General features: G+C 70.0%; 13 protein-coding genes. 5 read left to right on the top strand and 8 right to left on the bottom strand.

The features are described 5' to 3' along the window. Positions 1–5: 5 nt before the first annotated feature. Together YWM_RS0113390 and YWM_RS0113385 are read left to right on the top strand one after the other, a co-directional pair. A complete protein-coding gene (locus YWM_RS0113390) occupies positions 6–422 on the top strand; it encodes a DUF1707 SHOCT-like domain-containing protein (RefSeq protein ID WP_028851157.1) in 417 nt (138 codons plus the stop codon). Positions 423–431: 9 nt separating this feature from the next. After that, on the top strand, positions 432–962 hold the full coding sequence (locus tag YWM_RS0113385) for a GNAT family N-acetyltransferase (protein ID WP_028851156.1): 531 nt from the start codon (positions 432–434) through the stop codon (positions 960–962). A 39-nt stretch (positions 963–1,001) separates the two neighbouring features. On the opposite strand, the gene glpD is transcribed toward YWM_RS0113385, so the two are convergent. Further along, positions 1,002–2,735 (bottom strand): glycerol-3-phosphate dehydrogenase, encoded by a 1,734-nt coding sequence (glpD, locus tag YWM_RS0113380; protein ID WP_028851155.1) that lies wholly within the window; start codon positions 2,733–2,735, stop codon positions 1,002–1,004. A gap of 73 nt (positions 2,736–2,808) precedes the next feature. Here glpD and YWM_RS0113375 point away from each other — a divergent pair, with 73 nt between their 5' ends. Continuing rightward, complete coding sequence (locus YWM_RS0113375; protein ID WP_028851154.1) at positions 2,809–3,351, top strand: hypothetical protein; 543 nt, start codon at positions 2,809–2,811, stop codon at positions 3,349–3,351. A gap of 23 nt (positions 3,352–3,374) precedes the next feature. Here the strand turns inward: YWM_RS0113375 and YWM_RS0113370 are convergent, their stop codons facing one another. Then, entirely contained in the window at positions 3,375–4,778 is a 1,404-nt protein-coding gene (locus YWM_RS0113370; protein WP_028851153.1) for an NAD(P)H-quinone dehydrogenase, read from the bottom strand. 51 nt (positions 4,779–4,829) lie between these two features. Between YWM_RS0113370 and YWM_RS0113365 the strand changes: the two genes are divergently transcribed. Then, a complete protein-coding gene (locus tag YWM_RS0113365) occupies positions 4,830–5,282 on the top strand; it encodes a gamma-glutamylcyclotransferase family protein (protein WP_028851152.1) in 453 nt (150 codons plus the stop codon). Between the two features lie 60 nt (positions 5,283–5,342). On the opposite strand, the gene YWM_RS0113360 is transcribed toward YWM_RS0113365, so the two are convergent. The 6 genes from YWM_RS0113360 to YWM_RS0113335 all read right to left on the bottom strand — a co-directional run bounded on the left by YWM_RS0113360 (position 5,343) and on the right by YWM_RS0113335 (position 13,287). Further along, complete coding sequence (locus tag YWM_RS0113360) at positions 5,343–6,710, bottom strand: amidohydrolase (RefSeq protein ID WP_084612397.1); 1,368 nt, start codon at positions 6,708–6,710, stop codon at positions 5,343–5,345. 244 nt (positions 6,711–6,954) lie between these two features. Continuing rightward, positions 6,955–7,539: a hypothetical protein gene (locus YWM_RS26190; protein ID WP_052344873.1), complete on the bottom strand. Its 585-nt coding sequence runs from the start codon at positions 7,537–7,539 to the stop codon at positions 6,955–6,957. Positions 7,540–7,549: 10 nt separating this feature from the next. After that, positions 7,550–8,539: a methylmalonyl Co-A mutase-associated GTPase MeaB gene (meaB, locus tag YWM_RS0113350; RefSeq protein ID WP_028851150.1), complete on the bottom strand. Its 990-nt coding sequence runs from the start codon at positions 8,537–8,539 to the stop codon at positions 7,550–7,552. Between the two features lie 24 nt (positions 8,540–8,563). Continuing rightward, positions 8,564–10,738: a methylmalonyl-CoA mutase gene (scpA, locus tag YWM_RS0113345; protein ID WP_028851149.1), complete on the bottom strand. Its 2,175-nt coding sequence runs from the start codon at positions 10,736–10,738 to the stop codon at positions 8,564–8,566. Positions 10,739–10,740: 2 nt separating this feature from the next. Further along, a complete protein-coding gene (locus tag YWM_RS0113340; protein WP_028851148.1) occupies positions 10,741–12,588 on the bottom strand; it encodes a methylmalonyl-CoA mutase family protein in 1,848 nt (615 codons plus the stop codon). Positions 12,589–12,642: 54 nt separating this feature from the next. Beyond that, on the bottom strand, positions 12,643–13,287 hold the full coding sequence (locus YWM_RS0113335) for a MerR family transcriptional regulator (RefSeq protein WP_028851147.1): 645 nt from the start codon (positions 13,285–13,287) through the stop codon (positions 12,643–12,645). A gap of 135 nt (positions 13,288–13,422) precedes the next feature. Between YWM_RS0113335 and YWM_RS0113330 the strand changes: the two genes are divergently transcribed. After that, entirely contained in the window at positions 13,423–14,400 is a 978-nt protein-coding gene (locus tag YWM_RS0113330) for a hypothetical protein (RefSeq protein ID WP_245566033.1), read from the top strand. The last annotated feature ends 100 nt before the right edge of the window (positions 14,401–14,500 follow it).

The raw sequence follows: 14,500 nt of genomic DNA, 5'->3' as shown, positions 1-14,500 counted from the left end.
GAAGTGTGACCCCCGATCAGCCCGAGCTGCGGCTCAGCGACGCCGAACGTGAGCAGGCGCTGGAAGCGTTGGGCGTCCACCTGACCAACGGGCGGCTGGACCTCGACGAGTACGGCCAGCGCTCGGCGCAGATCGTGGCGGCGAAAACCCGGGGCGATCTGGTTCCGATCTTCCGCGACCTGCCCGACCCACACCCGGAGGTGCTGGTCAGCAAGCTTCCGCAGGATCAGCGGACGGCGCCACCTGCGCCATCGTCCGCACGCCCGCTGGCGCAACGCTTCGCGGCGAGTGTGGTGCCGATCGCGGCAATCATCTCGCTGGTGCTTTTCCTGACGGTCGCGCGCGGCATGTGGATGGTATTCCTGCTCCCCGCGCTCGCCGTGATCATTGCGGGAATGATCGGTAAGCAGGGATACCGGTGAGGGGTGCAGATGGAGCCAGTTGAGATCAACGCCGGCCGGTGCTACTTGCGCGCTTTCCGTGCCGACGACCTGTTGGACGACCGGGTCGCGCTGGTAGAGGCGTTCGGCGACGAGGCGATGCGCACGTTCGTGCGGCAGTTCCGGGTCGACACGATCGAGGACGCGGATAACTACATCGCGACCAGGGCCCGCGAGTGGGAGAACAACGAGCGGGCGTCGTGGGCGATCGCGGAGCCGACCACCGGGTTCCTGCTCGGCGAGGTGGGCCTGAAGAACCTGAGCCCGTCGGCGACGGCCGTCCCGGAGGCCGCGATCTGGGTGCACCCGGTCGCGCGCAAGCGCGGTATCGGGGAGGCCGCGCTGGCCGCCGTCGTGCGGTTCGGATTCGGCGCGCTGGAGTTGTCCCGCATCGACTACGTCTGCGACGACGCGAACACCGCGTCGGCCGCGCTGGCCGCTCGCTGCGGGTTCACGCACGTCGGCCCGACCACCACGCCGGACGGCGCACCCGCGCAACGGTGGACGCTGACGAACGACTAGTCCGGCATGCCGACCGGACGGCTCGGCGTGCCCTTCGCCCTAGTCCTGCAACGCGGTGACCCCGGCTCGCACGTCGGGGGCCTCGCGCCTGCGCTTGTCCGCGGCCTCGTCGTCCGGCTGCTGCTGTGCGGCCCGCTCGGCGGCCACGCGCGCGTTGTACAGCTCGACCTCGCGCTTGATGGTCTCCTCCGACCAACCGAGCACGTCCGCGACGAGCTCGGCGACCTCCTGCGCGCACGCCACGCCGCGGTGCGGGTACTCGATCGAGATCCGCGTCCGCCTCGCCAGCACGTCCTCCAGGTGCAACGCGCCTTCGTGCGTGGCCGCGTAGACCGCCTCGACGCGCAGGTAGTCCGGCGCCTCCGCGATCGGTTTCAGCAAGTCCGGGCGGCCCTTGGCCAGGTCGAGCACCTCGTAGATCAGGGAGCCGTAGCGGTCCAGCAGATGGCGTGCCCGATACGGGTGCAGGCCGTGCCGCAGCGCGAGCTGATCGGCCTGGTTGACCAGCGCGTGGTAGCCGTCCGCGCCGAGCAGCGGCACCTTGTCGGTGATCGACGACTGGACGCGGATCGGTAGCTCGTGCGCGGCCGCATCCACCGCGTCTGCGGCCATGACCCGATACGTCGTGTACTTGCCGCCCGCGATGGCCACCAGACCCGGCGCCGTGCGGGCGACCGCGTGCTCACGGGACAGCTTCGACGTCTCCTCCGACTCGCCGGCCAGCAGCGGCCGCAGCCCGGCGTAGACGCCTTCGATGTCGTCGGTGGTCAACGGGGTGTTCAACACCGCGTTGACCTGATCCAGCAGGTAGGCGATGTCCTTGGCGGTCGCCGCCGGGTGCGCCAGGTCGAGGTTCCAGTCGGTGTCCGTGGTGCCGATGATCCAGTGACCGCGCCACGGAATGATGAACAGCACCGACGTCTGGGTGCGCAGGATGACGCCGGAGTCGGACACGATCTTCTCCCGCGGCACCACGATGTGCACGCCCTTGGACGCCCGCACCCGGAAGCGGCCCCGGCTGCCCGAGATGTGCAGCACCTCGTCGGTCCACACCCCCGCGCAGTTGATCACGACACCGGCGCGAACGTCCTGCTCCTCGCCGGTCTCCACGTCCCGCACGCGCACCCCGGACACCCGGTCCGACTCGTGCAGGAAATCGATCACCTGGGTCGAGGTGCGGATGACCGCGCCGTACTGCGCCGCCGTCCGCGCCACGGTCAGCGTGTGCCGCGCGTCGTCCGCCTGCGCGTCGTAGTAGCGGATCCCGCCGACCAGCTTGTCCCGCTTCAACGCGGGCACCATGCGCAGCGCGCCGGCCCTGGTCAGGTGCTTCTGTCCGGGCACGGACTTGGCGCCGCCCATCCGGTCGTAGAGGAACAACCCGGTCGCGGTGTACGGCCGCTCCCATACCCGGTGCGTGAGCGGGTACAGGAACGACACCGGCTTGACCAGGTGCGGAGCGAGGCGGGTGAGCATCAGCTCGCGCTCCCGCAACGCCTCCCGGACCAGCCCGAACTCCAATTGCTCCAGGTAGCGCAGGCCACCGTGGAAGAGCTTGCTCGACCGGCTGGACGTCCCGGCGGCCAGATCCCTGGCCTCGACCAAGGCCACCCGCAGGCCCCTGGTGGCCGCGTCCAGCGCCGTCCCCGCGCCGACCACGCCGCCGCCGATGACCAGGACGTCGAATTCCTCGTCGCCCAGCCGCCGCCAGTTGTGTGCTCGCTCGTCGACTCCCAGTCGCCCCGAGGGCGCGGTGGATCCCGTCGCGTTCATGCCTTCACGGTACCGTCGTCGGGCAGGATGAGCCCGTGGAAACCTGGCGGGTCGCGGCATCGTCGAAGTGGACATGACACGAGCGCTGGTGGCGGCCGTCCTGGCCGCGTTGCTCCTGACCGGATGCCAGGCGGAGGGAACGCCGACTCCCGACCCGGCGGAGCCTCGCACCGAGCAGGTGAGCGTCGAATTCGACACCCTCGCCCTCACGCTCGAGGTACCCGTGTGGCTGGGTTCCGGCCGGCGGGAGAACGAACGCGCCAGGTGCCCGGCGGACCGCCACACCTGGTACAAGAACCCGAGCAACGCCGACCGCGCCCAGCTGACCGTGGCGACGACGGACGCAGGCTGTCCCGATGAGCAAGCGCTCAACGGTCGCTTCCCCGCGTGGCACGGCGCTGATCAACTACCGACGGACGCCGAGCCCGTCGAGACTCCGGTCGGCCAAGGCCACCGGTTCCCGCTGAAGTACACCGAGTGCACCAACGAGTGCCGGTCGTTCGACTACACCGTGATCTTCGTCGAGCTGGACGGGGGCCGGTCGTTCTGGCTGCAAGCCACCGGGATCGAGCGTTCCGTCCTGGACGCTGTGGTGGATTCGCTGCGGCTGGCCTAGTGCCGCATCAGCCGACGCCCGGCCTAGTCCAAATCGTCGTGCCGCATCAGCCGGCGCCCCGCCTCGGTGATCGACCCGGACAGCGACGGGTACACCGAGAACGTGGTGGCGATCGACTCCACGGTGAGCTGGTTCTGCACCGCCAGCGCGATCGGCAGGATCAGTTCGCTCGCGCCCGGCGCGACCACCACGCCACCGATCACCACACCGGTCGCCGGCCGGCAGAACAGCTTCACGAAGCCGCGCCGCAAGCCCTCCATCTTCGCCCGGGCGTTGGTGGCCAGCGGCAGCATGATCGTGCGGGCGGGCACCTCGCCGGAGTCGATCGCCGCCTGCCCGATACCGACCGTGGCGATCTCCGGGTGGGTGAACACGTTCGCCGCGACCGTCTTGAGCTTGATCGGTGAGACGCCCTCGCCGAGCGCGTGCCACATCGCGATGCGGCCCTGCATGCTCGCCACCGACGCCAGCTGCATCAGGCCGGTGCAGTCGCCCGCCGCGTAGATGCCGGCGACGCTGGTCCGGGAGACCCGGTCGACGGTGATGTAGCCGCGCTCGTCGGGCCGCAGGCCGACGGTCTCCAACCCGATGTCGGACGTGTTCGGCACCGAGCCGACGGTCATCAGCGCGTGACTTCCTTCGATCGTGCGTCCGTCGGTCAGGTGAACTCGCACGCCGTCCTCGGTGCGGTCGACCCGGTCCGCCCTGGCCCGCTTGACCAGGGTGGCGCCGCGCTGGTTGAAGACCTCCTCCAGCACCACCGCGGCGTCGGCGTCCTCGTGCGGCAGGATGCGATCGCGGCTGGACACCACGGTGACGTGCACGCCGAGTTCGAGGTAGGCGGAGGCGAACTCCGCGCCGGTCACCCCCGAGCCGACCACGATCAAGTGTTCCGGCAACTCGGGCAGGTCGTACAGCTGACGCCAGTCGAGGATCCGCTCTCCGTCCGGCACCGCACCCGGCAGGACCCGCGGGGTCGACCCGGTGGCGATCAGCGCGACGTCCGCCTTCAACACCTGCTTGCTGCCGGACGGCTCGGTGACCTCGACGTGGTGTTCGGCCAAGCCAGGCTCGGGGTCGCAGAACCGCGCGGTGCCCGTGATCACCCGCACGCCCTCGCGCTGCAGCCGCGCCCGGATGTCCGCCGACTGGGCCAGCGCCAGGCCCTTGACCCGGCCGTGCACCGTGCGGTTGTCCACCCGCGCCGACTTGGTGTCCAGCTCGATGCCCAGCTCCCCGATCCGGTGCAACCCGGCCCGCGCGCCGGACGACGCCAGGAAAGTCTTGGACGGCACGCAGTCGTACAGCACGCAGGCACCGCCGAGGCCGTCCTTCTCGACCACGGTGACATCGGCCCCGAGCTGCGCGGCCACCAAGGCGGCCTCGTAGCCTGCGGGCCCTCCGCCCATGATCACGATGGTCGCCACCAGGTTGCCTCCTCACCGCTCGGCCTCGCCTGGGAGGTTAGTATCTCGAGCGTGCCTCTCTACGCCGCGTACGGGTCCAATATGGATCCCGCGCAGATGATGGAGCGCGCACCCCATTCCCCGATGGCCGGGACCGGGTGGATCGAAGGATGGCGTCTGACCTTCGGTGGCGAAGATCTCGGGTGGGAGGGTGCGCTGGCCACCATCGTGCCGGACCCTGACTCCCGCGTGTTCGTGGTGCTCTACGACGTCTGTGACGCGGACGAGCGCAAGCTGGACAGCTGGGAGGGCGGCGAGCTCGGCCTGCACAACAAGATCCGGGTCCGCGTGCAGACGCTGGACGGCCCGGTGCTGGCCTGGCTCTACGTGCTCGACGCCTACGAGGGCGGATTGCCGTCCGCGCGTTACCTCGGTGTGCTCGCCGACGCGGCTGAGGCGGCCGGAGCGCCCGCGGATTACGTCAACGACCTCCGGACCCGTCCGTGTAGCGGCATCGGCCCGTAAGGACGTCCCAGACACACGAAAGGCCGCCTCCGCGATCGGAGGCGGCCTTTGTCGTGGGTCTCAGGCAGCCAGGGCCGACAGGGCGGTGTGCACCATCACCCGGGTGCCGGTCAGCAGCGCCCGCTCGTCGAGCACGAACGTGCCCTGATGCAGATCACGCTGCGGACCCTTGCCGTCCCACACGCCCAGCCGCGCGAACGCGCCCGGGATGTGTTCCAGGTACCAACCGAAGTCCTCGCCGCCGGAGGACTGCTCGGTGGAGGTCAAGCCGTCCTCGCCCAGCGCGGCGTCGACACCGGCCGACAGGAACGCGGTGCTCTCCGCGTCGCACACCACGGGCGGCACGCCCCGCCGGTAGTTCAGCGTGAACCCGACACCGGTCGGCGCGAGCAGCGACTCGACGGCCGGGTTGACCAGCGACTCCATCTTCAGCCACACGTCGTGGTCCGCGGTGCGCAGCGTGCCGAGCAGGGCACCTTCCTCCGGCACGGCGTTGGCCGCTTCCCCGGCGTGCACCGCGCCCCAGACCAGGATCGTGCCCGACCGCGGGTCCACCCGGCGGGAGATCACCGCGGGCAGGTTCGTGATGACCGTGCCCAGCGCGTGCACCAGGTCCGCGGTCAGGTGCGGCCGGGACGTGTGCCCGCCCGGAGAGGTCAGGCGCAGCTCCAGCAGGTCCGCCGCCGACGTGATGGCGCCGACCCGGACGCCGACCTGGCCGACCGGCAGTCGCGGGTCGCAGTGCAGGCCGAAGATGCGGTCCACGCCGTCCAGCACACCGGCCGCGATGGCGTCCAGCGCTCCGCCGGGCATGACCTCCTCGGCCGCCTGGAAGACCAGACGTACGCGGCCGGGCAGCTCAGGCGCGGCGGCCAACGCGGAGCCGGCGGCCATCAGGATCGCGGTGTGCGCATCGTGCCCGCAGGCGTGCGCGACACCGTCGACGGACGACGAGTACGGCAGGCCGGTGGCCTCGGTGATCGGCAGCGCGTCCATGTCCGCGCGCAGCGCGACGCACTTGTCGCCGCTGCCGATGTCGCAGACCACCCCGGTGCCCAGCGGTAACACCTGCGGCTGCAGGCCGAGCGAGCGCAAGTGCCGGACCACCAGCTCGGTGGTGCCGTACTCGCGCCGGGCCAGCTCGGGGTTGGCGTGAATGTGGCGGCGCCACGCGACGATGTCCGCCGCATGTCGCTCGAGCCATCCGTCGAGCCAGTCGGGGCCGCGGCCCGCACCGAGATCTTCCACATCAGCCATGGTGACGCCGTCCGGGGTGATCAGCCCGTCGAGGCGCGCGTCGGTGATGGTGGGATCCCCGATGGGGCTACTGTCGCGGCGCCCGGCATCGGGCACCGACTTGAGGACGTCCGCCTCGACGCGCTCCAGGCGTCCGCCTGCCGAGCGCGAGTGCGGGGACGTCGTCGTCATGACTCACCTCCAAGCTGGTCGGACTCCTGAACGTGCGCCGCCGCAAGAAGTACCAACAAGAACTACGGGCCGCAGGCAATGAACGACTCACTGCGAGACTCGCGGTGAGCCTAATCCTGCCGGACAAGGGATCCGACCACGTCCCTGCAGGTGAGACGCCGAGCCCGGCGGTTGCGTTCCTGCGACAAGCGGTGACCGGATTTCGGTCACGCTGTAGTTGGTCGTCGATTGCGGCCGCGGTGAGCTACTGCTTGCTCTTGGCGGATCGCACCCGCCGGCCCCACAACACGATCAGCAGCAGGCCGACGGCGACGCCTCCGACCACCAGTTTACGCCTGGCCTCTTCCGACTCCGCACGCTCGGTGGTCTCCGGGTCGATGACCGGGCCTATCCCTGCCGATTCCGCCCCGGACCTGCTCGGGGTGCGCGACGCGCTGGACTTGGACTTCGTGCGCTCGGCCGAGGAGCTCGTGCGCGGCTTCTTGGCCGGCTTCTCCGCGGATTTCTCGGCCGACTTCTTCGCCGACGAGGCGGTGGTCTGCTCGGCGGCCGGCTTCGGCTGGGCCGACGTGTCGCCCTCCCGCTGATCCGACGCCAGCCCCAGGATCGGCACCAGCGCGGCGAGCACCGCGACGACGAGCAGCGCGTACCCGGCTATGCGCAGCTTGTTGAGGCCGCGCTTGTCCTCCTGCTTGGGTGGTTCGCCTTGCGCCTGGCCGACCGGCACCAGCTCTTTGCCGCCCTGCGCAGGCTGCTCACCTGCGGTTTCGTCGGCCGCGCCTTCCTCGGGCCGAGGCGGCTGCTCTGCGTCACCACCGCTAACCGTCATGGGTGACAACTTACTCGTCGAAGGCGTCGAGGATGCGCTGCGCCGCGAGGCTCGCGGTGATCTCACCCGCCCGTACCAGCTCCTCGACCTCGGCCGCCACCGCGCGCACCGCGGGGCGTTCGGTCAACCGGGCCAGCAGCTGTTCGCGCACCATCGACCAGGTCCAGTCGACCTGCTGCCTGCCCCGCTTGGCGTCCAGTTCACCGGACTCGCGCAGCAGCGTGTGATGCTCGACGACCTTGTCCCACACCGTGTCCAGCCCGGCGCCGGTCAAACCGCTGCAGGTCAGCACGGGCGGGGTCCACTTGGCGCCCTTGCCGTACAGCATGCGCATGGCGCCGGACAGCTCGCGGGCGGCCTTGCGGGCCTCCTTCTCGTGCTCGCCGTCGGCCTTGTTCACCGCGATCACGTCGGCCAGTTCGAGGATGCCGCGCTTGATGCCCTGCAGCTGGTCCCCGGTCCTGGCCAGGGTCAAGAACAGGAACGTGTCGACCATGTTGGCCACGGTGACCTCGGACTGGCCGACACCCACGGTCTCGATCAGCACGACGTCGTACCCGGCCGCTTCCATCAACACGACGGACTCACGGGTCGCCCGGGCCACCCCACCGAGCGTGCCGGCGTTCGGCGACGGCCGGATGAACGCGTCCGGGTCGTTGGCCAGCTTGGCCATACGCGTCTTGTCGCCCAGGATGCTGCCGCCGGTGCGGGTCGACGACGGATCGACGGCCAGCACCGCGACCTTGTGCCCGTCGCCGGTCAACCTGGTGCCGAGCGCCTCGATGAACGTGGACTTGCCGACACCGGGCACACCACTGATCCCGACGCGGTGCGCACCGCCGGAATGCGGCAGCAGCTCCTGCAGCAGCTCGTGCGCCTTCTGCCGGTGTTCGGCTTTGACCGACTCGACCAGCGTGATCGCCCGGGACAGGATTCCCCGGTCACCGGCGCGCACGCCCTTGGCGTACTCGGCGACGTCGATGGCGCGACGCGCGGCCATAGCTTCAGCCCACTCCCGTCGTGATCACTCGGCGTGCAGCTGCGCGGTGAGCTGCTCGAGCAGGTCCACCGCGGCGTCGGCGATCACCGTGCCGGGCGGGAAGATCGCCGCCGCACCGGCCGCGCGCAGCGCGTCATGATCCTGCGGCGGGATGACGCCGCCCACCACGATCATGATGTCCTCGCGGCCGAGCTTGGTCAGTTCCTCGCGCAGTGCGGGTACCAGCGTGAGGTGGCCGGCCGCCAACGACGAGACACCGACGACGTGCACGTCGGACTCGACGGCCTGGCGGGCCACCTCGGCGGGCGTGGAGAACAGCGGGCCGACGTCCACGTCGAAGCCGATGTCGGCGAACGCGGTGGCGATCACCTTCTGCCCGCGGTCGTGACCGTCCTGGCCCATCTTGGCGACCAGGATGCGGGGCCGACGACCCTCTTCGGCCGCGAACTGCTCCACCTTCTCGCGGGCCGCGCCCACGTTCGGCGCGTCGCCGACCTCGTGCCGGTACACACCGGAGATGGTACGAATCTGGCCGGAGTGCCTGCCCCAGGCCTTCTCCAGGGCCGCCGAGATCTCCCCCACCGTGGCCTTCGCCCGCGCCGCGTCGATGGCCAGCGACAGCAGGTTGCCGTCGGACTCGGCCGCGCGGGTCAGCGCGTGCAGCGCCCGGTCCACTTCGTCCTGGTCACGCTCGGCGCGCAGCCGCTCCAACTTGGCCAGCTGCTGGGCGCGCACGCCCGCGTTGTCGACCTTGAGGACCTCGATCTCCTCGTCCTGGTCGACGCGGTACTTGTTCACGCCGATCACCGGCTGGCGGCCGGAGTCGATGCGCGCCTGCGTGCGGGCGGCGGCTTCCTCGATGCGCAGCTTCGGGATGCCCGCGTCGATGGCCTTGGCCATGCCGCCGGCCTGCTCGACCTCGGTGATGTGCGCCCACGCCTTGCGGGCCAGGTCGTAGGTCAGCCGCTCGACGAACGCCGAGCCGCCCCACGGGTCGATCACCCTGGTCGTGCCGGACTCCTGCTGGAGCAGCAGCTGGGTGTTGCGAGCGATGCGGGCGGAGAAGTCGGTCGGCAGCGCCAGCGCCTCGTCCAGCGCGTTGGTGTGCAGCGACTGCGTGTGGCCCTGGGTCGCGGCCATGGCCTCCACGCAGGTGCGGATGACGTTGTTGAACACGTCCTGCGCGGTCAGCGACCACCCGGAGGTCTGGCAGTGCGTGCGCAGGCTCAGCGACTTCGGCGACTTCGGGTCGAACTGTTTGACCAGCTTGGCCCACAGCAGCCGGGCCGCGCGCATCTTGGCGACCTCCATGAAGAAGTTCATGCCGATCGCCCAGAAGAACGACAGCCGCGGTGCGAACTTGTCGATGTCCAGCCCCGCGTCCAGGCCCGCGCGGATGTACTCCACGCCGTCGGCCAGCGTGTACGCCAGCTCCAGATCGGCGGTCGCCCCGGCCTCCTGCATGTGGTAGCCGCTGATCGAGATCGAGTTGAACCGCGGCATGTGCTGCGAGGTGTAGGCGAAGATGTCGGAGATGATCCGCATCGACGGCTGCGGCGGATAGATGTAGGTATTGCGGACCATGAACTCCTTGAGGATGTCGTTCTGAATGGTCCCGGTGAGCTGCTCGGGCTTGACGCCCTGCTCTTCGGCCGCCACCACGTACAGCGCCATCACCGGCAGCACGGCGCCGTTCATGGTCATCGACACCGACATCTTGTCCAGCGGGATGCCGTCGAACAGCTGCCGCATGTCGTAGATGGAGTCGATGGCCACGCCCGCCATCCCGACGTCACCGGCGACGCGCGGGTGGTCGGAGTCGTAGCCACGGTGGGTGGCCAGGTCGAACGCGACACTCAGACCCTTCTGGCCTGCGGCCAGGTTGCGCCGGTAGAACGCGTTGGACTCCTCGGCGGTGGAGAACCCGGCGTACTGGCGGATCGTCCACGGCTGGGTGACGTACATCGTCGGGTACGGGCCGCGCAGGTACGGCGCGATGCCCGGGTAGGTGTTGAGGAAGTCCAGTTCCTCGGTGTCCGAGGCGTCGTAGAGCGGCTTGATCTCGATGCCTTCTGGTGTCTCCCAGGTCAGTGCGTCCGGACCCTTGCCGGTCGCCTCCTGCACGGCGGCCGCCCACTGATCGCGGTCGGCGGGCTCGGACTGCCCGAGGTCGATGGTGGTGAAGTCGGGGATCGTCATGCTCACGCCACCTCCAGGTGCTCGAGCGTGGCGGTCAGCACCTCGAGCGCGTTGCATCCGGCGTAGATGAAGCCGTCGACACCGGTGTAGGCGTCGCTGGGTTTGCCCGCCAACAGCACGCGCGTGGCGCCCGCCTTGCGGAGGGCGGCCGCCACCTCGTCGGCTTGTTCCTCGTAGGCGAGATCGGTACCGCACAGGCAGGCCACCGACGTATGGCTGCACAGGTAGGCGGCCACCACGTCGGCGGTGGACGCCGTGGCACCGGGATTGACCGCCTCGATGCCACCCGCCGCGAACAGGTTGGCCGCGAACGTGGCGCGCGCGGTGTGCTGCGCGATCGGGCCGAGCGTCGCGAGGAAGACCCTGGGACGGCCACCGGGGTTGGCCTCCGCCCGGTCGCGGAGCCGTTCGAACTCCTGCCCGTAGCGGATGGTCGGCAGTCCCCCGCTGCGGCTCGCGGGCAGCGGCTTGCGCTCGATGGCGCGCTCGTCCAGGTTCGGGAACTCGGAGACGCCGGTCAGCGGGTCTTTGCGGGTGGCCAGGTTCTTCGCCCGGGCCTGCCAGGTGGCTTCCAGCCGCTCGGCCAGGGCGCCGCTGTCGAGCGCGGCGACGATCCCGCCGAGCGACTCCAGCTCCTGGAACTCCCGCCAGGCGGCGCGGGCGAGGTCGTCGGTGAGCTTCTCCACGAACCACGAGCCGCCGGCGGGGTCGATCACCCCGGACAGCTTGGATTCCTCGGCCAGGATCGAGGAGGTGTTGCGGGCGATGCGCCGGCTGAACGTGTCCGGCAGGCCGATGGCGGCGTCGAACGGCTGCACCGTGATGGCGTCCGCGCCACCGACCGCCGCGGCGAAGCAGGCCACCGTGCCGCGCAGCATGTTCACCCACGGATCGCGCTTGCTGATCATCGCCGACGACGTCACGGCGTGCTGCACCTGCGGCACACCGGCAGCGCCGGACACTTCGCAGACCCGCGCCCACAGGCGACGGGCGGCGCGCAGCTTGGCGATGGTCAAGAACTGGTCGGCGGTGGCCGCGTAGCGGAATTCCAGCTGGGCGGCGGCCTGCTCGGGGCTCAGGCCCGCTTCGGTGAACGCGCGCACGTAGGCCACGCCCGCGGCCAGGGCGGCGGCGAGCTCTTGGGCGTCCGAACCGCCTGCCTCGTGGTACGGCGTCGCGTCAACCACCGTGCTGCGCGCTTTCGGGTGAGCGGCGGCGATGCGGGCGGCGAACTCGGCGGCAGGCGCCACGTCGTGCGGCTCACCGGTGCGCGCTCGCAGGCTGATCGGGTCGGCGCCGAAGGTCGCGACGACTTCGGTGTCGGGAACCTTGCGTTCGGCGAACAACTGGAGCAGGGCGTCGGCAGCCTCGGCGTAGCGCTCTCCGACATCGAGGACGACGGGTGCCATCTCGACGTAGACGCCGTGCAGGATCTCGGGCAGTTGCGCGGGCGGCAGGTCCCGCAACCAGATGCTGCTCGCCCCGTTCTCCAGATCGGTCAGGATCGCCGCGTTGGTCACGCCCACGTCCGGGTCGGTGTGCAGGGGGCGGTTGTCCCAGCCGGTGCCACGGCCCTCCGCGCGGCCTCCGCGCACGTACGGCGGCAGACCCGGGACGCCGGACGGCGGCAGACCCTCGAGGTCCTCGGCCGTGTAGAGCGGCTTGATCGTGATGCCGTCGTACGTCGTCGACTCCAGCGCTCGCTCCGGGACCTCACCGGGCTCGCGGCCCTTCTTGCGCAGCACACCGGCCACCAGGTCCTGCCACTCCTGGTGGCTCGGTGCCGGGAAGTCCGCGGCCAAGGTCAGGGTTGCTGGCTCTGCGTTCGACTGATCCGACGCCCTCGTCATACCCAGCAATGCTAGGCCCCAGCCGCGCCGACGCAGTGTGACGCTAATCCCGATTCACATGTCGTGATCGTCTGGTCGGGTGAACTTGCGCGCGGATCGATCGATCTGAGCGACCCGTCGCATGGCCGACATCAGGGCGTCGCCGAGCACGGTGCCCGCGACGACGATCTCCACCTGCTGCTCCAGCGACCTGCCTTCGAGCAGCTCGACGTCCAGATCGGCGACCTTGCCGATGAGCTCGGCCCGGGCATCCAGCTGCTGCAGCAGGACCGGCTCCAGTTCCTGGATCGTGGCGATCACCCTGGCCAGCGCGTTCACCGGGGGCCAGTCGGGCGGCACGCGCCAATCGTGGTCGACGAGCAGCTTGTGCACGCGCTCCCGCGCCGCCTGCGCGTGCTCGCTGTCGTCGTCCGGGTCCAGGCCGGGCTGCGTCACGGTCGCCTGGGCGACGCCGAAGATCTTGTGCTGATCGAGGTCGTCGGCGTCCACGGCGTCAAGAACCTCGGTGACTTGTGCCAACGACAATCCGCCCACTTCGAGCAGCGCGCGGATCAACCGCAGTCGGCGCACGTGCTCGCGGCTGTAGCGGGCTTGGTTGGGGCTGGTTCGTTCGCCGGCGGGGAGCAGACCCTCGCGCAAATAGAACTTGATCGTGGCCACCGGCACGCCGGACTCGCGGCTCAGCTCGGCCATGCGCATGGGCTGCTCCTTTCCCGGATGGGCCGTCCTGCTCGTCTCCCGCATCTCACGGCCGCCCAGTTTCTCACTTGACTTTATGGATAGTGTAGCTATCTAATATGGATAGTAATGCTATCCACTCTCGAGGTGATCCCCTTGACTCCCACGTCCTCCCTTCCCCGGTGGCGGGACAGCGTTCGCGGTTGGGACACCGCGATGCTGGCGCTGGCCGGGCTGATGACCGTCATGACCGTGGTGTCGATCGGCGGCCTGCTGCTGGACGAGCGCATGCTCGGCGGCCAGCCGATCTGGACGAAGCCGCTGAAGTTCTCGATCTCGATCGCGCTGTATGCGCTGACCTGGGCCTGGCTGGCGTCACTGATCACGCGCGCGCCGCGGCTGAAGTGGTGGGGTTCGCGGATCGTCGTGGCGCTGTTGTTGGTGGAGATGGTGGCCATCGTCGGGCAGGTCGTGCGCGGTCGGGCGAGCCACTTCAACAACGAGACGCCGTTCGACAACTGGGTGTTCCGGGTGATGGGTGCGGCGATCACCGGCGTGTGGATCGTGACGCTGGTACTGACCGTGGTGATCTCGCGTAGCGCGGTGTCCGACCCGGCGTCACGAGCAGCGATCCGGCTGGGCCCTGCCATCTCGTTGTACGGCATGGCGGTCGCGTTCCTGATGGCTACGCCGACCGCGGACCAGCTGGAGCGGATGCAGGCAGGCCGGCACAGCCCGATGATCGGCGCGCACTCGGTGGGCGTCGCGGACGGCGGTCCGGGGTTGCCGCTGCTGGGTTGGAGCACGACCGGTGGCGACCTGCGCATCGCGCACTTCATCGGGTTGCACGCGCTGCAGGCGTTGCCGCTGCTGGCGATTGCCCTGAGCGTGCTGGCCGCCCGGTGGCCTGCGCTGCGGGACGAGATCGTCCGTGCGCGACTGGTGCGAATCGGCGCCGCCGCCTACTTCGGGCTGTGCGTGCTGTTCACCTGGCAGGCCCTGCGCGGCCAGTCGATCGTGGCTCCCGATGCGATCACGCTGACGGCCTTCGGTGTGCTGGTTGCGGGCACGGCGCTGGCCTCCGCGTGGGCGGTGCGGGCTCGCTCGCCGCGACGCGAGGAGGTGGCTGCCTAATGTGTTTGTCAAGCAGCGGTAGCCGTGTTTCGCCGGTAGTCGGGTTGGTAGGGCTGGCGGGTGCGCAGCAGTGCGTGCAGGACGTTGATGCGTCGTCGGG

It is taken from the genome of Thermocrispum municipale DSM 44069, assembly GCF_000427825.1.
GTDB classification, from domain to species: domain Bacteria; phylum Actinomycetota; class Actinomycetes; order Mycobacteriales; family Pseudonocardiaceae; genus Thermocrispum; species Thermocrispum municipale.
Note: the sequence above shows the minus strand (reverse complement) of the source record. Positions and strands in the feature narration are given on the sequence as shown.

What these genes read in the sequence shown, in the direction of transcription:
- YWM_RS0113385 (WP_028851156.1), top strand. Translation starts at nt 432, where the DNA reads ATGGAGCCAGTTGAGATCAACGCCGGCCGGTGCTACTTGCGCGCTTTC.
- glpD (WP_028851155.1), bottom strand. Translation starts at nt 2,735, where the DNA reads ATGAACGCGACGGGATCCACCGCGCCCTCGGGGCGACTGGGAGTCGAC.
- YWM_RS0113375 (WP_028851154.1), top strand. Translation starts at nt 2,809, where the DNA reads ATGACACGAGCGCTGGTGGCGGCCGTCCTGGCCGCGTTGCTCCTGACC.
- YWM_RS0113360 (WP_084612397.1), bottom strand. Translation starts at nt 6,710, where the DNA reads ATGACGACGACGTCCCCGCACTCGCGCTCGGCAGGCGGACGCCTGGAG.
- YWM_RS26190 (WP_052344873.1), bottom strand. Translation starts at nt 7,539, where the DNA reads ATGACGGTTAGCGGTGGTGACGCAGAGCAGCCGCCTCGGCCCGAGGAA.
- meaB (WP_028851150.1), bottom strand. Translation starts at nt 8,539, where the DNA reads ATGGCCGCGCGTCGCGCCATCGACGTCGCCGAGTACGCCAAGGGCGTG.
- scpA (WP_028851149.1), bottom strand. Translation starts at nt 10,738, where the DNA reads ATGACGATCCCCGACTTCACCACCATCGACCTCGGGCAGTCCGAGCCC.
- YWM_RS0113340 (WP_028851148.1), bottom strand. Translation starts at nt 12,588, where the DNA reads ATGACGAGGGCGTCGGATCAGTCGAACGCAGAGCCAGCAACCCTGACC.
- YWM_RS0113335 (WP_028851147.1), bottom strand. Translation starts at nt 13,287, where the DNA reads ATGCGCATGGCCGAGCTGAGCCGCGAGTCCGGCGTGCCGGTGGCCACG.